The sequence below is a fragment of the Alteromonas sp. CNT1-28 genome, from assembly GCF_022348345.1.
In the GTDB taxonomy this organism is placed as follows: domain Bacteria; phylum Pseudomonadota; class Gammaproteobacteria; order Enterobacterales; family Alteromonadaceae; genus Alteromonas; species Alteromonas macleodii.
This window is the reverse complement of record NZ_JAKREZ010000002.1, coordinates 184,926-206,042: the sequence shown is the minus strand read 5'-3', so window position 1 is coordinate 206,042 and position 21,117 is coordinate 184,926. Positions and strand designations below refer to the sequence as shown.

The window sequence follows — 21,117 nt, the reverse complement described above, 5'->3', positions numbered from 1 at the left end:
TTCATCGCCTTACTTGATGGGTTTACGCGCATACCGTTTAAGCAGGCTCGGAATATCTAAAATTAGTGCAATTCCACCGTCTGATGTAATCGTGGCTCCCGCCATACCAGGCGTGCCTTGCAATAATGCATCAAGAGGTTTAATAACCACTTCTTCTTGGCCTATTAGCGCGTCTACTACGAATCCTACTTGTTGTGTACCAATTTGCACTACAACAACGTGTCCCTTTTCTCTATCGATGTTTTTGGGACCTCGAATCAACCATTCACCAAGGAAGAACAACGGAATTGCTTTTGAGCGAACTATCATTGTTAGTTGGCCATCGACCGTGTTGGTCTTTTTGATGTCCATATTTATTATTTCGTTCACCGCACCTAATGGTAACGCAAAGGTTTGTTTTCCTACAACAATCATTAGCGTAGGAAGAATGGCTAGCGTTAGCGGAACTTTGATATCCAGTCGCGTGCCTTTTCCTAGCTGTGAATCAATGTTCACGGTGCCGTTAAGTTGGTTAATTTTGGTCTTAACCACGTCCATGCCCACACCGCGACCAGAAATATCACTAATTTCTGTTTTGGTTGAGAACCCTGGCGCGAATATCAAGTTAAACGCTTCAACATCCGACATACGTGCAGCTGCGTCTGCGTCTAGTACACCGCGACTAATAGCAATTTCTTTAAGCTTTTCAGGATCCATGCCTTTACCATCATCTTCGATGGTTAGAAGAATATGATCGCCTTCTTGAGATGCCGATAGCTGAACCGTACCCATACGCGGTTTACCCGCTGCAGCACGATCATCAGGCATTTCAATACCATGGTCGACGGAGTTTCTCACCAAATGCACAAGTGGATCGGCCAGTGCTTCAACCAGGTTTTTATCTAAATCAGTTTCCTCACCCACAAGCTCAAGGGTGATTTCTTTTTTCAAGCTTCTAGCGAGGTCTCGAACAACGCGAGGGAAACGACCAAACACCTTCTTGATAGGTTGCATGCGGGTTTTCATTACCGCACCTTGCAAGTCGCCCGTTACCACATCTAAGTTGGCAATGGCTTTGGACATGCTTTCGTCGTTACTGTTGATACCCAAGCTTATTAGCCTGTTTCTCACTAGTACGAGTTCACCCACCATGTTCATAATTTGGTCAAGGCGCTTGGTATCTACACGTACTGTAGTCTCAGCAGGAGGCGCAGTTGGTGCCGCCTTCTTCTCATCTTTTTTAGGCGCTGCTTTTGGTGCAGCAGGTGCGCTTGCTTTAGCTGGCGCTGCGGCGCTAGGAGCAGGCGTCGCTTTTGGCGCAGCTTGTTTCGCTTTTTGAACCGCTTCTGTTGCTGCCTTATCTACAGGAGGCTCTGGCGCCTTTGAAACGGCTCCCTGCTTGGTAGGCCCTTGCCCTGAGCCATGTAGTTGGTCAAGCAGTGCTTCAAATTCGTCATCGGTGATTTCTTCATCACCAGCTGCACTCGGCGTAACTGGTGCTGGAGCTGGTGTATTTGCCTTTGGCGTAGCTTCTTCACCACCAAACTTGCCTTTGCCATGTAAATCATCGAGCAGCGCTTCAAATTCTTCGTCGGTGATATCGTCGTTATCACTAGCGGCAGCAGGTGCAGCAGCCTTTGCAGGTTCGCTTTTAGCCGCTGAGGACTGTCCTGGTGCCCCAGAGCCATGAAGCTCATCAAGCAGCGCTTCAAACTCATCTTCAGTGATTTCGTCAATACCGCCGCTATCACCAGAACTTGGTGCCTGTGCAGTAGGCTCTTCAACAACTAATTCTGGCTCTTCAATCGCGGGCTCAGGTTCTGACGCCGGCGCGCTTTGTTCACCAAAAATATTCTCATCTGGAGATTCCGGGCGACTTAGTTTGTGTAACAAGTCTACTAGGTGTGCATCTGCTGGCTCTAATGGATCCCGAGCTTTCACTCGTTCAAACATTTCAACCACCACATCTGTGGCTTGCAGAATAATATCCATCAATTCAGGGGTTAGTGTTCGTTGACCGTTACGCATTACGTCAAAGACGTTTTCCGCACCGTGACAAATTTCTACTAACTCGGTAAGAGACAGGAACCCTGCTCCCCCTTTAACTGTGTGATAACCACGGAAAATTGCATTCAGCAAATCCGCATCTTCAGGATTGTTCTCAAGATCAACGAGCTGTTCTTGTAATTGTTCAAGTATCTCTCCAGCCTCAACTAGAAAGTCCTGTAATATATCCTCGTCAACATCAAACGACATGCGCCCGCTCCCCTAAAAACCTAAGCTAGACAGAAGATCATCTACATCATCTTGGCCTGACACGACGTCGTCGCGCTTATCGGCATCAATGATAGGGCCTTCTGCCTCTACACCATCAACCTTATCGGCCTTAACGCTGGATGGTTTAGTTTGTTCTGCACCGTCGCGTTCACCAAACATGGTAAGCATGTTAACTAAGCTGTCTTCCACTTCTTTAACCAAGTCGATAACGCGGCGAATAACCTGACCAGTTAAGTCTTGATAACCTTGAGCCATCAATACTTCTGTAAGTAACTGTGTAAGTTTAGCTGACTGTGCCGAACCTTCTTCCAACAATTCGTCTAAGTCTGCGCATAAAGCCTTGAATTCACCCAACTCTATTTGGCGATTCATCAGCTTTTTCCACTCAGGCATAACCTTTTCGATGCGCGCCGACAGCATTTCAGCTATAGGCATGCTCGCTTCAACGGCATCCATAGTAGTATTAGCAGCTTTTTCAGTTTCTTCAATTACGTAGGTTAGGCGGGATTGTGCATCGGGAATATCATCGGTCGCGAGATTTTTAATGCGGTCGTCTATTTGGAAATTATTCAGCGCGTCATGGAGCTGACGCGTCAGTTTCCCTACTTCGGCAAATAACTCAACGTTTTCTTTCATTGAGGCCGCTTCTAATAGGGCATTGGCTGAAGCGTTGTCACCCTCTTCAAGGTAGGTGACAAGCTGTTTTGCTTCTTCCAACGAAATTGGAACGTTTACATTCGTTGACATCCAGTAAACCTCATTTCTCTGGTGAGCGTCTGGATCAACCTAAACGTTCGAATATTTTATCTAATTTTTCTTTAAGTGTTGCTGCAGTGAACGGCTTAACAACGTAGCCATTAACACCTGCTTGCGCGGCGGCAACAATTTGCTCTTTCTTCGCTTCAGCAGTAACCATAAGTACTGGTAGGTGCTTGAGCTTGTCATCGGCTCTAATCGCGCGAAGCAAGTCAATACCCTGCATACCAGGCATGTTCCAATCGGTAACTACGAAATCGAAATCACCTTGCTGCAACATAGGCAATGCAGTACTTCCGTCATCCGCTTCCTGGATGTTGGAAAAACCCAAATCTTTAAGTAGGTTTTTGATGATACGTCTCATGGTAGAAAAATCATCGACCACGAGAATTTTCATGCTTTTGTCCAAAATAGCCTCCAGTGAGGGGTTAATTGTTATTAATTTCTATTCTTCGTCAGCTTGCCACGACTTCATTCGTGATTTGAGTTTTAACATGGCCTGACTGTGAATTTGACTGACTCTCGATTCACTTACATCAAGAACCTCACCAATTTCTCTTAGGTTCAGCTCTTCATCATAATACAGCGAAAGTACAATCGCTTCTCTTTCAGGTAATGTCGTAATTGCATGGGCAAGCGCTTTTTGGAAAGCGCCTTGCATTAAATCTTCCAGTGGTGCGTCGCTACCTCGATTTTGCTCTGTCGAAATAACATCTTCTGACACACCTAAATCTTCAATACCTACCAGCTTTCCGGCATTTACTTCATTAAGCATTTGGTGATAGTCCTGCAAGCTTACATTAAGCCTATCAGCAATATCAGAATCTCTAGCATCGCGGCCTGTTTCGCTTTCTACTTGCGAAATTGCTTCAGTGATCGCTCGGCCATTTCGGTGGACTGAACGCGGTGTCCAATCCCCTTTGCGAATTTCATCTAGCATAGCACCGCGAATGCGAATACCGGCAAACGTTTCAAAGCTGGCTCCTTTTGAACCATCAAAGTTTCGTGCGGCTTCTAATAATCCAATCATGCCTGATTGAATTAAATCGTCTACGAGAACACTAGCCGGCAATCGCGCTATCAAGTGATGCGCTATACGCTTAACCAATGGCGCATGTCTTTCGACTAACTGCGCTTTATCGGTTTGTTGTTGATAAGCGGCTGCCTTGCTGTTCAACGCTGACTTCCTACGGCTTTTTCTGCAACTAACTGTTCAATAAAGAACTCTAAATGGCCACCTGGCTGCGCTGGAATAGGCCATGTTAAGGCTTTACTCGCCAACTGTGTTATTGCAACGGCTGCCGGTGAACCTGGGTAAGCATCGACAATGGCTGTTTGTTTACGCACTGCTTTACGAATGTTCTCGTCAAACGGTACTGTCGCCACTAATTCTAGTGCAACATCTAAAAAACGCCCTGTCACTTTGCTTAATTTACTAAATAGCTCTTGGCCTTCTCGCACGTCGCGCACCATATTAGCCACAACTTTGAAGCGGAAAACACCGTGCTCTCTATTCAGAATTTTTATCAATGCATACGCATCTGTCAATGAAGTAGGCTCGTCACACACAACGACCATGATGTCTTGTGAGGCTTTTGAAAAGCTCAACACCATGTCTGAAATACCTGCCGCTGTATCAACGATAAGCACGTCAATTTGCGAGCGCAGCTCACTAAAGGCACGAATTAGGCCAGCGTGTTGCGTTGGCGACAATTCTGCCATCGACTGCGTGCCTGATGTGGCAGGGGCAATCTTTATTCCGTGCGGACCGGTCACTAATACTTCATCAAGTGTACATTCGCCGGAAAGCACGTGGGATAAGTTTTTCTCAACACGCAAACCTAACATAACGTCTACGTTAGCAAGACCGAGGTCCGCATCGAGAACCATTACACGTTTACCTTGCTTCGCCATGGCGATAGCGGTGTTCAATGTAATGTTTGTTTTACCTACGCCACCTTTGCCACCGGTGACGGCGATTACTTTGATTAACCGTGATTGCTTCATTTTTCTTAAGCTACTCGCTTGGTCGTCAATCATACTGCTTATGCTGTTTTAATTGCGTTGTTACCACTAGTATGATTCAAACCGTACTTTTTATAAAGCTTTGCAGCAGCGGAAACCAAAGATTTCGCTTCTGCAATCTTAATGTCTTCAGGTACTTTTTGACCATCGGTGACATAACTAACCGGTAATTGGTATTCAACCGCTGCACTAAGCACCTCTCCTAAAGAGTAGCACTCATCTAACTTTGTGAAAATACAGCCACTTAGTTCAATATCATCATACGCTTGAATGATTCTCTGCAAAGCAGGATATTGCGTATTTGCTTGCGCTACCAAATATTTTTTAACATTTGGCATTTGTCCGTTATCAAACTGCTTAATTTGTTTAATTAATCGACTATCTCTTTGACTAAATCCAGCCGTATCAATCAATACTAGTCGCTTATGACGAAGTTGGAATAATAAATCCGCAAGTTCTTCACTAGTCTGCGCTTTTCTCACCGTGCAGCCAATAATCTTTCCGTATGTCGCTAGCTGCTCATAGGCGGCAATTCTATACGTATCGATGGTAATCATCGCAACCGACTCTGCACCGTATTTCTGCGCATAGCGGGCAGCAAGTTTCGCAACGGTAGTTGTTTTACCGGTACCTGTTGGTCCTACTAATGCAACAGCACCTTGTGCGCTAAGTATATCGTTTCCTGTCACATTTATGCGATTAGCCAATAGGTTAAGAAGATATACCCATGCATCTCGTTCGTTGTAATGTGACGGCGTATAGCTAATAAGCTGCTTCGCTAACGCGTTGCTTAACCCCATATCGGTTAAACGGGTGATTAGATATTGATGAACAGGTTTTTGACGTTTGTTCTTAGCTTCCATCAAGTCGGCCACTTGATATTGCAATACATCGCGAAGAGACGCTAGCTCTTCCTTGATTTGCGCAAGCTCCGCTGACTGCGTCACAGAGGTATCATCCATACTTGACGCTTGATGCTCTGGGAAAGCGTTCTGACGAACTGGTTCATGAGAAGACTGCTGAGCTTCTACGTCGTCAATAAAGGCTTCTGAGAAGTCTAAGTGCGAAGCAATTTCATTGGCGTGCTTAGCATTCGCTGTCATTGGTTGGTTAGGTTGCGCGGGACTCGCCACGCCATTATTTCCACCGTGCTGCTTTTCTAGCAGTGCTTTAAGGCTATCAGGACCGTCGTCACCAATGATTTCGCTCAAGCTAGGCACTGCCTTTTGACCGGGTGTTTTTGCAGCGGCTTGTGGAGACGCTTTCGTCGTAAACAACTTCGCTTCGGGTTCTTTGTCGTAGGCTGCGACAAGCTCAATACCGTCAGCGACTTTGCGATTTGACATGATCACAGCGTCACTGCCCAATTCAGCTTTAACTTGGCTTAACGCCTCACGCATATCTTTGCCGAAGAAACGTCTAATTTTCATTGCAACCTCTCCAATCACCCAGTGTCAGATTATTGACCGACCGAACTGACTATTTTTATTTGTTTGTCGTCAGGCACTTCTTGGTAAGACAGAACATGAAGCCCAACAACCGAATATTTTAAGAAGCGAGACAGAACGGGTCGTAGCATGCCTGAGGTAAGGAGTACTGCAGGCTCTCCTTCTAACTCTTGCTGCTGACTTGCTTGCTGCAATGATTTTTGCAGCTTGTCTGCCAGACCTGGTTCTATGCCAGCGCCATCTTCGCCACCTGCTTGAAGTGACTGGTGCAACATCTGTTCCAACTCTGGCGCCAAGGTTATGACAGGTATCTCTTTTGCACCTTGCGTAATTTCTTGGACAATTAAACGTTTAAGGGCAATACGCACTGCAGACACTAAAACATCGGGGTCTTGGCTGCGCGTGCCGTACTCACTGAGTGTTTGAACGATTGTACGCATATCGCGAATAGGCACGCCTTCAAACAATAAGGTTTGCAGTACTTTCACGACGGTGCTTAGCGGAAGAATGTCTGGTACTAATCCTTCAACCAGTTTCGGATGCTGCTTGGCAAGCATATCAAGAAGTTGTTGCGCTTCCTCGTGCCCTAATAATTGATATGCATTGTTAGAGAGTAATTGGCTTAAATGGGTCGCTACAACGGTCGCAGCGTCTACTACTGTGTACCCAAGGGTTTGTGCATGCTCCCGTTTATTGGGCTTAATCCATACTGCGTCCAAGCCGAACGCGGGGTCTTTAGTGGCACGCCCTTCTAATTTACCGAACACTTGCCCTGGATTAATAGCAAGTTCTTCATCGTGACTGATGATGGAATCGCCTATCGTTACGCCTAGCATAGCGATGGTGTAAGTGTTGGGCTCTAAATCCAAGTTATCGCGAATGTGGACAGGCGGAATAAGGAAACCCAGTTCTTGCGATAGTTTCTTACGTACGCCTTTAATGCGCGTCAACAACTCGCCACCTTGGGATTTATCGACAAGAGGAATTAAGCGATAGCCCACTTCCAATCCGATGGTATCTACCTGCTGAACATCATCCCAGCCAAGCTCTTTCACTTCAGGCGCAACCGATTCATCTTTTACCACATTGTCTGGCACTTTGGGCTCTGCGGCCTTTCTCTTTTCTTGAACCGACTGCCAGTAAGCAAAGCCTGCAATCAAGAATGAGAACCCTAAGAATGCGATATGAGGCATCCCAGGAATGATACCCATCACAAATAGAACCCCCGAGGCTATATAAAGGGCTTGATTATTACCAAGCTGACCGCGGATTTCTTTGCCCATTTCCTGGGTCTCGTTTTCACGAGTAACGATAATGGCTGTAGCGACCGAAAGTAACAATGAAGGAATTTGCGCCACCAAACCATCACCGATGGTCAATATGGTGTAGATTTCTATAGCGTTACCGAATGAAAGCCCGTGCTGAATCATGCCAATAAAAAGACCACCGACAATATTAATCAGCATGATGAAAAGGCCTGCGACCGCATCACCCTTTACAAATTTTGACGCACCGTCCATCGACCCGTAAAAATCCGCTTCTGCGGTAATCTCTTCACGGCGTTTACGTGCTTGGTCTTGATCTATATACCCTGCATTTAAATCAGCATCTATGGCCATTTGCTTACCGGGCATAGCATCTAACGTAAAGCGAGCGCTTACTTCTGAAATACGTCCTGCGCCTGCGGTTACAACTTTGAAGTTGATAATAAGAAGAATGGCGAAAACAACAATACCTACGGCGTAGTTACCACCAATCACGACCTCACCGAAGGCTTCGATAACTTTACCTGCTGCATCGCCGCCTTCATGTCCATAAAGTAAGACAACGCGAGTAGAAGCCACGTTAAGCGCTAGTCTCAATACGGTAGCGATAAGTAACACCAAGGGGAAAATGCCGAAATCTACTGGACGCTGGGTAAGTACAGCCACCAAGATAATGACTAGCGACAACGCAATATTAAAGCTAAACAGCACGTCCAGTAAGAATGGCGGCATAGGCAATATAACCATGCCCATAATTGCCAAAAGGACGATGGGTGCGCCTAAACCACTGGTAAAATTTTGCAGCTGATTTTTATCGAATCGCTGAAGATAACCGGATAACTGCATGGCTTGGTGTCTCTCTATCAGAAAATTGACGCTTTATGTGAATCTTCTAGTGAGTTTTCAACTAACGTGCCAGCTTTGTGTTTTACGCAAAAGTTATCCAAATCTGAGCTGTAATCATGCGTGATTACTGTCTACAGTGACTTGTATAGAGCGATTAAGATTTTGTATCCGAGGGACATACGAACAGTTTATAATTACGTCACTATTCCTAGGGCCTACTCTTCGTTTTAAAAGGATTATTCATGGTAGTACTACAAAACCGTGTTGCAACGTTTTGTTGGGTCAGCCTTGTCATCATGCTGACTTTTAGTCATGTAGCTCATGCATCTAAACAACCTAACTTACGGACAGCGTGTGGAGAATTTGCTAGCTGGTTCGGGGCACATAACTATGTCCCACCTTCAAAGTCAATTTTAACCCATTTAGCGGTTGGGTTAGTGTCGGTACTCTGGTGGGATAGGCAAATCCCGTTTAAGTGGCTTAGGACGTTTGCCCTTACCTGCTCTATGCGCTTTTAACTGATAAACATGTGCGAGCACCTGCGCTACCGCCATAAATAAGGCGTTAGGAATTTCATCGTCCACTTCAGTGGAGTAGAAAATGGCGCGTGCAAGCATGGGAGAAGGGATCAACGGCACTTCGTTGGCGGTAGCAATTTTTCTGATGTGCATCGCTAGCTCATCAGCACCTTTAGCGACCACAACCGGCGCCCTCACTCCCTTCTCATCATACTTGATAGCAACCGAGAAATGGGTCGGGTTAGTCACCACTACGTCTGCTTGTGGTACTTCTTGCATCATGCGCTTGGTTGCAGCCTGATATTGTAGACGGCGAATTCGGCCTTTAACCATAGGGTCGCCTTCCGCATTTTTCCGTTCGTCTTTAACCTCTTGCTTGGTCATCTTCATTTCTTTGTTGTGCTTATACATTTGATAAGGCACATCAATGAGCGCGATAGGGATCATGCCGCACACCAGAATAAGAAACGCCCACTTAAGCATGTCGAGTGCGTGAAAAATGTTTCCCGGATAAAGCTCCATATCAAGGTGGAGCGCTTCATCTTCAAAGAACAGTAACGCTCCGATGGCCATGCCAATTATGACCACCACTTTCGCTATAGACTTGAGTAACTCAACCAAGCCGTTCATGCCGAACATGCGTTTGAAGCCTTGAATAGGGCTCATTTTGGAACCCTTAGGTTTTGCCCCTTCCCAGGTAAAGTTAAAACCACCAAGCGCAATAGAGCCATAAATGCCCGCTATCATTGCCACAACCATGTATAGCAGCACGGCAGGACCTACCGCCGAAAAAGCTTCACCCCATGCGCCAAACATGTGGGTGATATCATAGGTTTCGTCACGAGAGAGAATGAACATTCTCTGAGTAAGTTTAAAAACAGATTCAGCAATCCACCCGCCCACAAACAAGAACATAAAAGCACTGACGATAAGTACTAGGGTCGTAGAGAGTTCACGGGAACGAGCTAGCTGCCCTTTTTTTCGGGCATCTTCGAGTTTTTTCCCCGTGGGGTCTTCTGTTTTTTCGCTTGAATCTGCCATGTTTTCCTACGAACAAATATTCAATAGTTCACACATAAACTGTTCGGCTCTAAACCATTGGGTTTCGAAGTGTGCAGTAAAGTTATCAAGTGTTATCCAAATAATCAGTAATCCCATTACCTGAGCAATGGAAAAACCAATACTAAAAATGTTTAGCTGTGGTGCAGCTTTGGTCATTACGCCAAACGCCAAGTTCACGATAAGCAGCGAGACAATTGGCGCAAGAGAGAGGGTCACTGCCGATATAAACATCCAGCCGGCCCAATGGGCAATATCTCGGAACTGTTCTCCTGTCCACCATGCTTCGCCTATGGGAAACGCCTCGAAGCTCATTACTATCATTTGGATCATGGACAAATGCCCATCCAAGGTCCAAAACAATAAGGTCGCTAGTATCAGATAAAACTGGCCGACTGCGGGCACGTTAATACCGTTTACCGGGTCAACGATTGACGCAAACCCCAAACCGGTTTGCATTGCTATAATTTGACCTGCAAGCACGAAGGTATTGAGCACCATCATTGATATAAAACCAATAGCAATGCCTATTAGCAACTGCTGAATAACGATTAAAAATGTGCCCACATCCACCAAATTTTCTATGGGTGACGGGGGCACTACCGGCATGATAATGAGCGTGAGCATTATACCCAACAAGGCTCTTACCTGCGGGGGAATGGATTTAGCACTCAAGCCAATCATGGCCACGAATAAGCCGCTAATGCGCATAAACGGCAGCAGCATGTCTGCTAGAAATTGATTGATGGTCGCAAGTTCGACTTCCACAGCTTTAGCCTTCTATCCCACAACCTGCGGGATCATATCAACCATTCTGAAAGTAAAGTCCATAAGCTGTTGCACCAACCAGTTGCCTCCCCAGCTCAATGCGAGAAGCGTAACAAGCAAGCGGGGCAAGAAACTCATGGTCTGTTCGTTGATACTTGTCGCCGCCTGGAAAACAGCAACAACTAGACCTACGATCAAGCTTGGAACAATCACCGCAGATACCAACACAATAACCATGAACATGGCTTCTCGCAGTATTTCTACAAAGACTTCTGGTGACATAAGCCCTCCTAGACGCCCATGCCGAAGCTGGTCGCCAACGTGCCGAAAATCAAGTTCCATCCATCAACCAACACGAACAACATGAGCTTAAACGGTAAGGATACAATCATAGGTGAAAGCATCATCATACCCATAGCCATCAATATAGACGCTACCACCAAGTCAATGATGAGAAAGGGAATAAATAGCATAAAACCGATTTGAAACGCGGTTTTAAGTTCACTGGTTACAAATGCGGGGATAAGGATGGTTAGCGGTACTTCATTGGTGTCAGCGTATTTTCCTTCGTCTCCGGCTATTCGTACAAACGTTTCTAAGTCTTTTACCCGTGTTTGAGAAAGCATAAACGCGCGCATAGGGCCTTTGGCTTGCTCAAGAGCGTCTAAACTGGTGAGCTGCTCGTTAAGATAGGGCTGTAAAGCTCGCTCGTTCACCTCTTCAAACACCGGCGCCATAATAAACATGGATAGAAACAAACTAACGCCAATGAGTATCTGGTTTGACGGTGATTGTTGTAAGCCAATCGCCTGACGCAAAATAGACAACACCACAATAATACGCGTGAAAGAGGTCATCATCATGATAAACGCAGGAATAAGGCTTAGCGCTGTCATGATAAACAGCGCTTGAAGCGTCATGGTGTAGTCTTGAGAACCATCTTGATTGGTTGTCACCGTGACTGCAGAAATCCCCTGTTGAGCATAGGCGGGCTCAACGAGAAGTAATAAGGGCAGTATTAAAAGTAGCCAGGCAAACTTACGCATCTCTAGACTCTTCCTTTGTTTTATTCTTTTCTATATTCGGGTTGAGCTTTCCCGCCATGGCAGCAACAAGTTTTTGTTTAAACGCATCGGCACCATTTTGTTGCTCGCCTGTGGTTTTGTTCACACCTTTCACAGGCACATCGAGATTCTTATCTAATTTGCTTAAATGAGAGATGTTGTGACTGGTTACACCAATGAGGTGCTGCTCTTCACCTACCTGAATCACCATGATTTTTTCTTTTGCGCCAACAACCATGCTGGCCGCGACTTTCATTTGATTTCCACCCATCGCAGTGACATTAAATCGACGCATCACATAAGCGAGAGCGAAAATGACGCCAACAACGACAAGTAAAGAAAGGAAAATTGACAGTACCGACGTGGGATTGGTGATTGACTGGGTCGACTGCGCGACGGCTATCTGGCTAAATAAAAGGGGCAGCATTGCGCAACCCCTTGCTTTATAAGAAGTTTTATCTGAGCTTCTTGATTCTCTCAATTTGACTAATAACATCCGTTAATCGAATACCGAATTTGTCGTTGACCACTACTACTTCTCCATGAGCAATCAACGTGCCATTAACTAATACATCTAGTGGCTCACCGGCAACACGATCCAGCTCCACCACAGAACCCTGGTTCAACTGTAGCAGATTTCGGATACTTATTTGACTACGACCGACTTCCATCGAAATAGTCACAGGTATATCTAGAATGGTATCTAGCTTTTTCTTTTCTTCTTGCGTAATCGGCGCGTCGTCAGTTAATTCGTCAAGTTCAGCAACTTGTACGTCTTCGTTATCGCCAGCCTCTTGTTCCGCTTCAGATTCGGCTTGTTCGGCCATTGCCGCTGCCCAATCGTCCATACCGTCTTCACTCATGGGAACTCCCCTCTACCTTACAGGTCTTCTTCGAGTACTTGCAGTTCTGCGTCATTATCAATAATGCGCCCACCGCGGGTTAATAACTGTAGCTCAGACTTCACTGAAGTCGGTCTTGCAATCTTCTCTACAATTTTCAGTGCCAAATTGTCGCGACTGCGACCTAATTTAGCCCTGAATGTGGGTAAATCTTCAATTAATACTGTGATGGTTTCTGGCATCTCCATAGGGATGATATCGCCAGGTTTAAACTCCATCACATCGCGAAGCGGTACATCAACGTCTAGCATATGCGTAGTTAACGCCACCTTAACGTCCATGATTTCATCGCGAAGCGCCTTACTCCAACGTAAGTCTGTATCTTCTTTATCGCTTTGAACACCTGCATCAAGCAATTCGCGAATGGGCTCTAACATTGAGTATGGCAAGGACACGTGGAAGTCGCCACCGCCGCCATCTAGTTCGATATGGAACGAGCTGATGACCACCACCTCGGTCGGGCTCACAATGTTCGCCATCGCAGGGTTTACTTCTGAGTCCAAATATTCAAACGACACATCCATGACTGGTGCCCAGGCTTCTTTATAATCTTCAAAGATTATTTTAAGCAGCATCTGGATAATACGGCGCTCCGTTGGCGTAAACTCCCGGCCTTCAATTTTCGCATGATAGCGACCATCACCACCAAAGAAGTTGTCTACCAGAATAAATACCAAGCGGGCTTCCATGGTGATAAGCCCCGTACCTTTAAGCGGACGGAAACGCACCATGTTCAAACTCGTTGGAACGAATAACGTATGAATATATTCGCCAAACTTGATCATCTGAATACCGTTAATCGATACTTCAGCTGAACGTCGCATCATGTTGAACAAACTCACACGCATGTGACGTGCGAAACGTTCATTAACTATTTCAAGCGTAGGCATACGCCCACGCACAATTCTGTCTTGCGAGGAGAAGTCGTACTCGAGCGTAGAAGCATCAGAGTCGCTGCCGCCGACCTCTTCTTCTTCTACATCATCTACCCCGTGTAATAGGGCATCGATTTCATCTTGAGATAATAAATCACTCACCGTCTTCTACCTTACTTAGTCAATGCATTACTGCATGACAAACCCAGTGAACAATACGCGCTCAACTACATCGCTGCCCGTAATGTCCTTTAATGCTTTTTGTACTTCAGTTACTGCCTGCTCGCGAAGCTCAATTTTACCGGCTTCGGTAACCAGATCGTCTGCGTTTGAAGTACTAAAAGCCTGTAGTAATGTCCCTTCAATTAGCGGTATATGCGTCTTCGCCAACTCTTCATTGTCAGAACCGCGCACAAGCAACTGCACTTTTATCTGAACCAACCTGTCTCTTCCTGCGCCCGGCACGTTAAAAACAAAAGGTCGCGGCATCGCTACGTAAAGCGCAGTGCCCATTTCAGCTTTCCCTGCTGCTGATGCTGGTGCACTCGCAGCCGCTGCTGCGGCATCAGTCTCGGCAAGCTGTTCGGCTGCTGGCTCATCACCGCCTGCGAACAATAAGAAATAGGCAGCTGCACCGCCTCCTAAAAGAACCACAGCGATAATGATGATCAACATCATTTTGCCTTTCTTTTTACCGCCTTCTTCTACTTGTAATTCTTCTTCAGCCATGTGTAACTCGTCAGTAATGCTCGGAAAAAACGTATTATCAAGGTTCCGTCAAAAATGGCAATGCCATTATTTGAGGAAAACAATATGTGTACGGGTAATTTTTTGCATCTTCACGCTTCCTATTACCCTCTAATATCACCTACTGCTCACTCCTTTCATTCAAAACATAGCAGCGTTTACGTATTCTCTCTATGCGACCTATTGGTAATAATTCATACGGGATGTGGTTAAGCGTAAAAGTCTATGCCGCCCTTGTCCGCGCGCGAAATCGACTGCTCAATAACCCGCATGCCATCCGTGTCGTCTACACCGTCATTTTCTCCACGATCCCCAGCTCCCTGACCTTGGTGACTGTTTCCTGCAAGTTGCTGGCCATTTTCTTGACCAGAAGAATTATCTTTCCTAACTTGGGCGTCGCCTAACTCAATACCCTGTTCTGAAAGCATATCCCTTAGCTTAGGCATAGCATCGGCCAACGCATCTTTAGCTTGCTGTGATTGCACAACAAAGCTGACGCTTGCAGCGTCACCCGCCACATTTACTCTCACCTGCATACTGCCAAGCTCGGGAGGATCTAAGCGAATTTCAGCCATGGTATTTCGCGCATTAACCATCCAGCGAATTTTCTCACTAAGCTGCTGCTGGCCGTCGCTCTTATGAATATTGACCGCTTTATCAAAACCTTCAAACTGCTGCTGAGTTTTTGACGCTTCAGCGCGAAGCTGAGAGTTTTCCTGCATAACCGATTCAGTTGGATTAACCAATCCAGCAATAGCGTGTTGAGCACTTGCTTGCGTTTGCGTCATCAAATTTAAGAATTGACTGGCTTGACCGTCTACACGCGCTGTCATTGAAGCAACCACATCAGCACTTACCGCAGCATCTTTTGCGGCATCGGCAACAATAGTTGATAAATCAATGCCAGGCTCTCTACCTTGCTGGACTTGTTGCTGAAACTCGTTAATGCCAGCGATAATGTTAGCCTTCACCGCTTGTTGCTGTGCACCACCAGGCAGAGCCGCGACTACACGCTCTGCAAACGCTTCTGTTGCCTTTTGCGCGCTTTGTGGCGATAGCTCACTTATCGCTGAAAGCAGGTCGCTTGAAATTTCTGTAGCACCAAAAGAATCAACTACCTTGGTTTGCTCGCCGCTGTTATCAACGTTTGACAGCCCCTCAGACGATACTGATTTAGCGTCGTTTGACGCTGCTGTATTTACCGCCACGCTGCCGGCAACAGCTGCCTCTGAAGTTAACTCGGCCAATAACTCTTGAGCCTCGGCGAGATTGTCACCAAGAGATTTGGCCTGAATATTGTTAAGTTCATCTGCTAGTAGACTTAGTACGAGCGATTCATCGGCCGATTTTTTACCGCTTTCAGATAGCCCATTTAACGTTTCTAACATACCGCTTAATGCATTTGCGGCTTCAGTGTCTGACGCTAGACCTTGTTCAGGATTTTCTGTGTTATCAGTCTGCATGAGCTTGGCAATTAATGCTGAAAGCTCATTGTCATTTTTTACTTTTTTATCTGAATTAGTATTGATATCGGTTTGCGCATTTGAAGACGCATTGTTCGCTTCACTATCACTTCCACTCTGTTGATTGTTAGCGTTGCCACCAATAAGAAGTGAAGTTAGCGCAGTGAGTGTTTGTTGTGCTTCAGACGACAGGGATTCGATGGCTAATTCACCATCATTGTTACTATTAAGTTGCGACAACAGATGAGCCATGACCGATGGCATATCGCTCGCATCCACATCCTCCGGAAGCTTCCAAAGTTTTCCGCTTTCTTTTATAGATACGACGTTAACTGCCTCGCCTGCAGCTTCAGAGATACCCTTATCTTCTGTGGTACCTGATTCACCTGAAGATTCATCACTTTTTCCAAAACGATTGGCTACCGTCTCAACGTAGGCAATCCAGTCTGGCTCGCCGTCGTCTTTGCTTGGCTTTCCGTCTGGCGTGCCAGGTGAGGTTATAACGCCAGCCTCGGCATCTTTCCCGCCGCCTTCTCCAATGACATACTGGGCGTCGGTCACGTTTTTTTGTTCAACGGCGCCTTCAGCGTCGTCAATAACGAGATTGGTATTTTCACCGTCAGTTGAAGGCTGCGTTGTCGTTGCTGAACCTTGCGCAACCTCGTGTGCACCAAGCGTTGCATTTTCTTCTTGATTTGCATTATGAGAGTCAGCTTCAGACTCAGCTGGAATATCTGTCACTTCGTCACGAACAGGTAAATCCGTATGTCCCGCATCGCGGTCTTTACCATTTTTGATCGTGTCACTGGATACTGAAGATTGGGGAGCCGCTCTGTCCGAACGGTTTGCTGTTCGAGATTGAGCAACCTGATCTTCTTTTTCGTTTAAAACAAAATCTGACTTGGTCGTTTTCGCGTCTTGATAAAGTCGGTTAAATGCTTGGTTATTTTCATTGTTCGCTTGTTGCTGAGTTCCGATACCCGTTCCAACGGCTTTCGCCGTACCAGAAGCAGAGAATGGTAATGCGGCAATGTCTGTTTTATGTGCGGCAACTTGTTGCATATTGTCCTACCGTCCTACATTTAAATCGTCTTTCACCAAGAAGACGTATCGTGATGCGAATGATTCACGTGGCGTTTTATTACAAAAAACTTGATGCCATTTCATCGCAAACCCACCAACGCTTACTTTATTTACAATCACTTAGCATTACTTAGTCAGCATGTATCGCTATGATTTTTCGCTACGGCCCTTAGTCGCCCTCGCTGAATTTCAAACGCTATACTGTGTGATGAAACTCAAAGAAACGATGATTTACCGTAGTAGCGATTGCAAAGTAATTACGTCGCGCTAGTACATTATGAAATGGTTTTTGCAAGGGTTGAGCCAAAGTGGCAGAGGCTCGACTAATTATCAGAAAGGCGAGCGCTTAGCTCTGAAAAATCGTTGGGTAGCAAACTCATCCATCATGGCTTGCTCAGCTTTGGCTTCTTTTTTCTGCTCTGCTAACTTTTTCTTATCTAGCAACAAGGTAACAGCTTTCACTTTTTGTTGTTGCTTTAGCCACAGTTGCTTTCGCTGATCCGCAGCCATTTGTGCACGAGCAATCACTTGCATCTGTTGCTCGCACGCTTTATCCAGTTTTCCAACGAAGGATAAATGCTGCTGATAATAGGTGGCGGTAACACCTGCTTGACCGGTTTGTTGAATACCTTTTATGTAGTCAATGCGGTACTGCTCAAGACTGGTTAGCTTTTGCTTTTGCTGATTAACGTTCTGTTGGGCCTGTTTGTAGTATCGGGCTTCTCGCTGCTCTTTTTCGCGCTCGAATTCGGCTAAACGTTCTAGTTGTTTAGACATTGTGCGATACCTTTAGGAAAGTTGACGACTTCTGGATCATAGGCAAGCTAACTTGCATTGCAGCACTATACATTAGCCTTGTCCTAGCCCTTTAGCCAGTGCAGCCATGCCTTCTAAGCTCTCGTCATACGGTATGACTTGTTTCATCCCTTGCTGCAATAAAGCGTTGATTGCAGGCTCTGCGCGAATAGCCAGATCAATACGCGGGTCTGATCCTTTCGCATAAGCGCCAATAGAAATGAGGTCTTGGTTTTGTTTGTAGTTTGAATAAACTTGTCGAATACGACGCGCCATCAATTGATGTTCTTCGCTCACGACCATTGGCATTACACGGCTTATTGACGCTTCAATATCAATAGCAGGGTAATGACCGCTATCGGCAAGGGTTCGCGACAACACCACGTGACCATCTAAAATAGCGCGAGCGGCGTCGGCAATGGGGTCTTGCAAATCGTCACCTTCGGTTAGCACCGTATAAAAAGCCGTTATAGACCCCTGTCGTTCGCTGCCGTTACCTGCACGTTCTACTAGTGCGGGCAGCCGAGCAAACACCGAAGGCGGATAACCTTTTGTGGCCGGTGGCTCACCCACAGCTAATGCAATCTCGCGCTGCGCCATGGCATAGCGAGTTAACGAATCAATCAGCAACAGTACTTTCATGCCTTTATCACGAAAATATTCAGCGATAGTTACCGCCGTCTCACAGCCCTTTAAACGCATAAGCGGTGAAGTATCGGCTGGCGCTGCCACTACAACCGCCCGTTGGCGTTCTTCTTCTGTCAGTATTTCGTGGATAAACTCTTTTACTTCTCGGCCACGCTCACCTACAAGCCCAACCACGACCACATCGGCTTCACAGCCTCGGGTCATCATGCCAAGTAGCACACTTTTACCCACGCCACTTCCTGCAAAAAGCCCCATACGCTGACCAACGCCAACCGTATTTAACGCATTGATGGCACGTACGCCAACATCCATAGGGGTGTTGATTGGACGGCGAATGAGCGGGTTCATAGGAGGACGCGTGGTGGGAGCTCGCGCTTCGGCATTGATTTCACCCAGTCCGTCAAGGGGCTGACCGTTGCCATCGACCACACGACCCAACAGTCCCATACCTACCGGCAAACCGCTTTGCCGGTTTAACGGCATAACGCGACTCCCTGGCACAATACCGCGAACCGCTTCAGTGGGCATCAAATAGGTAATATCATCACCAAAGCCAACTACTTCAGCTTCTATTTCGCCTTCGATGGTTTGCACTAAACATTGACTGCCCACCGGCAGCTGGCAACCTACAGCTTCAAGGGTAAGCCCTATGCCCCGGACTAATTTTCCCGCCGCAACAACGGGTGGCGATGTCACTTGTTTAGTAAGTGATTCAAAATGGGCATGCCAAGGGCTAGTCATTAGATAAACCTTGGTTTAAAAGAAACTTATCGATAACGTCGCGGCATCGACGCTCAATCGACACATCTACGGCATTTTGCGCAGTGGTAATGTCACAGCCACCGCGTTCCATTGCTGGTGCTTCAACCAAATTCCAGCCTTTTTTGGTCATTTCCTCTTCACCAAAATGCTCTTTTACCAATTCAATATCTTCAGGATTCATATGAATTTGATAGTCAGCTTGATTAATTGGTAGCGCTTTAATACCTTCGCTTAACGCCTGCATTATAACCTGTTGGTTAGTACTTACCTCTGTTTTAATAACTGCTTTTGCAAGAGTAACGGCGAGTTTTACCAATTGATCTCGGGTTTCATCGTTGGCTTGCGAGAGTGGGTCGTGAAATTTTTCAGCAAGCATTTGCCACACTTCGGCTTGTGCCGTCATTTGCTGGCGGCCTTCTTCAAGCCCTTGTTCAAGCCCTTCGGTGTGACCTTGCTCTCTACCTTCCGCTAAACCTGCTTCAAGGCCTTGCGCTTTTCCTTCTTCAAAACCTTTTTCTTTGCCTTCCTGATAACCTTCATCATAAGCAGCCTGACGTATAGCTTCGATTTCTTCAGCGGTAGGCGGCTTAATCTCTTCCTCAACTTCAGGCGGTTCATACTTCCAATCTGAACGTTTGTTTAACGCGTTGGTCGGCTCGTTTTCTCGGGGTGCAGTGGGGTCATCAACGAAAGGTAGGTCCCATTTTTTAGCTTCATTTACTTCGTTTTCGCTGAAACTTTTTTTGGCAGTCATATATTTACCTAGGCTAAATGAGTGACGGGACTAGCGTTCCTACAGGAACTCTTCGCCACCGCCACCACCAAGCATGATTTCACCAGAGTCAGAAAGTCGACGGGCAACAGAAAGGATCTCTTTCTGCGCTGTTTCCACTTCACTAATACGCACAGGACCGAGCGCTTCCAAATCATCATTAAGCATTTCAGCAGCACGCTTAGACATATTGCGCATAATTTTGTCTTTAAGCTCTTCGTCAGCACCTTTAATGGCTTTAAGCAGCGCGTCTTGCTGTACTTCGCGCAATATGGCCTGAATACCCTTGTCGTCTACATCGACTAAATTGTCGAATACAAACATCAGGTCTTGAATTTGCTGGCTCATCTCTTCGTCTTGCTCGCGAATAGCATCCATCAATTGACCTTCTATCGCGGTATCTAGGTAGTTCATAATGTTCGCTGCAGACTTCAAGCCGCCCATTTTGGCTGCTTGTGTACCCGCTTGACCTGCAAACTGTTTCTCCATGATTTCGTTCAGCTCTTGTAGTGCAGCCGGCTGAACTTCCTCTAGATTTGCTATACGCATTAGCAAGTCGAGTCGCACTTTTTCAGGGAACTGCGCCAATATTTCAGCACTTTGTTCAGGCTCTAAATAAGACAATACGATAGTTTGAATCTGCGGGTGCTCATTGCGAATAATGCTGGCTACTTGCTTAGAGTCCATCCACTTCAATGAGTCTAGGCCTTTTGCACCGCTTCCCATCAGGATTTGATCAATTAGGTTTGCGGCCTTATCTTCACCTAACGCGGCTGTTAGCGCACGTTTAACAAAGTCTTGGCTTTGGAAGCCAATGGTACTGTAATTCTGAATTTCTTCGATAAAGTGCTTATGAACCGCCGTAATTTTGGTTTGCGTCATATCGTCCACTTTTGCCATTTCAGTACCGAGCTTTTGTACTTGCTTGGGCTCTAAGTGTTTCAATATCTGGGCGGCGTCTTCTTCAGAAAGACTCAGCAGCAAGATGGCCGCTTTTTCTACGCCTTCTAATTTACTGACGTCGTATGACGGCTCGTCAACATTGGCAAGTTCTTCAGCCATAAT

General features: G+C 46.2%; 20 protein-coding genes. All 20 read right to left on the bottom strand.

Annotated elements, in window-relative coordinates:
• Positions 1–9: 9 nt before the first annotated feature.
• The 20 genes from MHN02_RS02615 to fliG all read right to left on the bottom strand — a co-directional run bounded on the left by MHN02_RS02615 (position 10) and on the right by fliG (position 21,114).
• Positions 10–2,235: a chemotaxis protein CheA gene (locus tag MHN02_RS02615; RefSeq protein WP_239244408.1), complete on the bottom strand. Its 2,226-nt coding sequence runs from the start codon at positions 2,233–2,235 to the stop codon at positions 10–12.
• 12 nt (positions 2,236–2,247) lie between these two features.
• On the bottom strand, positions 2,248–3,003 hold the full coding sequence (locus MHN02_RS02610; protein ID WP_014948650.1) for a protein phosphatase CheZ: 756 nt from the start codon (positions 3,001–3,003) through the stop codon (positions 2,248–2,250).
• 34 nt (positions 3,004–3,037) lie between these two features.
• A complete protein-coding gene (gene cheY / locus MHN02_RS02605; RefSeq protein ID WP_012517682.1) occupies positions 3,038–3,421 on the bottom strand; it encodes a chemotaxis response regulator CheY in 384 nt (127 codons plus the stop codon).
• Between the two features lie 36 nt (positions 3,422–3,457).
• On the bottom strand, positions 3,458–4,189 hold the full coding sequence (locus tag MHN02_RS02600) for an RNA polymerase sigma factor FliA (protein WP_239244406.1): 732 nt from the start codon (positions 4,187–4,189) through the stop codon (positions 3,458–3,460).
• Positions 4,186–5,052, bottom strand: coding sequence for a MinD/ParA family protein (locus MHN02_RS02595; RefSeq protein WP_014948648.1), 867 nt, complete (start codon positions 5,050–5,052; stop codon positions 4,186–4,188). Before MHN02_RS02595 ends, MHN02_RS02600 begins: the two co-directional genes overlap by 4 nt.
• A 5-nt stretch (positions 5,053–5,057) precedes the next feature.
• The gene (gene flhF / locus MHN02_RS02590) at positions 5,058–6,467 is read right to left on the bottom strand and encodes a flagellar biosynthesis protein FlhF (RefSeq protein WP_239244404.1); all 1,410 of its coding nucleotides are present in this window, start codon (positions 6,465–6,467) and stop codon (positions 5,058–5,060) included.
• A gap of 29 nt (positions 6,468–6,496) precedes the next feature.
• Complete coding sequence (gene flhA, locus MHN02_RS02585) at positions 6,497–8,596, bottom strand: flagellar biosynthesis protein FlhA (RefSeq protein WP_039224872.1); 2,100 nt, start codon at positions 8,594–8,596, stop codon at positions 6,497–6,499.
• Positions 8,597–9,030: 434 nt separating this feature from the next.
• Complete coding sequence (gene flhB / locus MHN02_RS02580) at positions 9,031–10,155, bottom strand: flagellar biosynthesis protein FlhB (RefSeq protein ID WP_239244402.1); 1,125 nt, start codon at positions 10,153–10,155, stop codon at positions 9,031–9,033.
• 6 nt (positions 10,156–10,161) lie between these two features.
• On the bottom strand, positions 10,162–10,941 hold the full coding sequence (gene fliR / locus MHN02_RS02575) for a flagellar biosynthetic protein FliR (protein WP_014978604.1): 780 nt from the start codon (positions 10,939–10,941) through the stop codon (positions 10,162–10,164).
• A gap of 12 nt (positions 10,942–10,953) precedes the next feature.
• Positions 10,954–11,223 carry a flagellar biosynthesis protein FliQ gene (gene fliQ, locus MHN02_RS02570; protein ID WP_012517675.1) on the bottom strand — a complete coding sequence of 90 codons (270 nt, stop codon included), beginning with the start codon at positions 11,221–11,223 and terminating at the stop codon, positions 10,954–10,956.
• Between the two features lie 8 nt (positions 11,224–11,231).
• A complete protein-coding gene (gene fliP, locus MHN02_RS02565; protein WP_014948641.1) occupies positions 11,232–11,987 on the bottom strand; it encodes a flagellar type III secretion system pore protein FliP in 756 nt (251 codons plus the stop codon).
• Complete coding sequence (fliO, locus tag MHN02_RS02560) at positions 11,980–12,432, bottom strand: flagellar biosynthetic protein FliO (RefSeq protein ID WP_239218626.1); 453 nt, start codon at positions 12,430–12,432, stop codon at positions 11,980–11,982. The genes fliP and fliO overlap by 8 nt, the downstream gene beginning before the upstream one ends.
• Positions 12,433–12,460: 28 nt before the next feature.
• Entirely contained in the window at positions 12,461–12,868 is a 408-nt protein-coding gene (fliN, locus tag MHN02_RS02555; RefSeq protein ID WP_014948639.1) for a flagellar motor switch protein FliN, read from the bottom strand.
• Positions 12,869–12,885: 17 nt separating this feature from the next.
• Entirely contained in the window at positions 12,886–13,944 is a 1,059-nt protein-coding gene (gene fliM / locus MHN02_RS02550; protein ID WP_239244400.1) for a flagellar motor switch protein FliM, read from the bottom strand.
• A 27-nt stretch (positions 13,945–13,971) separates the two neighbouring features.
• A complete protein-coding gene (gene fliL, locus MHN02_RS02545) occupies positions 13,972–14,511 on the bottom strand; it encodes a flagellar basal body-associated protein FliL (protein ID WP_014948637.1) in 540 nt (179 codons plus the stop codon).
• 227 nt (positions 14,512–14,738) lie between these two features.
• Positions 14,739–17,054 carry a flagellar hook-length control protein FliK gene (locus MHN02_RS02540; RefSeq protein WP_239244398.1) on the bottom strand — a complete coding sequence of 772 codons (2,316 nt, stop codon included), beginning with the start codon at positions 17,052–17,054 and terminating at the stop codon, positions 14,739–14,741.
• Between the two features lie 351 nt (positions 17,055–17,405).
• Positions 17,406–17,852, bottom strand: coding sequence for a flagellar export protein FliJ (gene fliJ / locus MHN02_RS02535; protein WP_239244396.1), 447 nt, complete (start codon positions 17,850–17,852; stop codon positions 17,406–17,408).
• 72 nt (positions 17,853–17,924) lie between these two features.
• Positions 17,925–19,259 (bottom strand): flagellar protein export ATPase FliI, encoded by a 1,335-nt coding sequence (gene fliI / locus MHN02_RS02530; protein WP_014948634.1) that lies wholly within the window; start codon positions 19,257–19,259, stop codon positions 17,925–17,927.
• Positions 19,252–20,034: a flagellar assembly protein FliH gene (gene fliH, locus MHN02_RS02525; protein WP_239244394.1), complete on the bottom strand. Its 783-nt coding sequence runs from the start codon at positions 20,032–20,034 to the stop codon at positions 19,252–19,254. The genes fliI and fliH overlap by 8 nt, the downstream gene beginning before the upstream one ends.
• 39 nt (positions 20,035–20,073) lie before the next feature.
• Positions 20,074–21,114: a flagellar motor switch protein FliG gene (fliG, locus tag MHN02_RS02520; RefSeq protein ID WP_014975903.1), complete on the bottom strand. Its 1,041-nt coding sequence runs from the start codon at positions 21,112–21,114 to the stop codon at positions 20,074–20,076.
• Positions 21,115–21,117 lie beyond the last annotated feature (3 nt).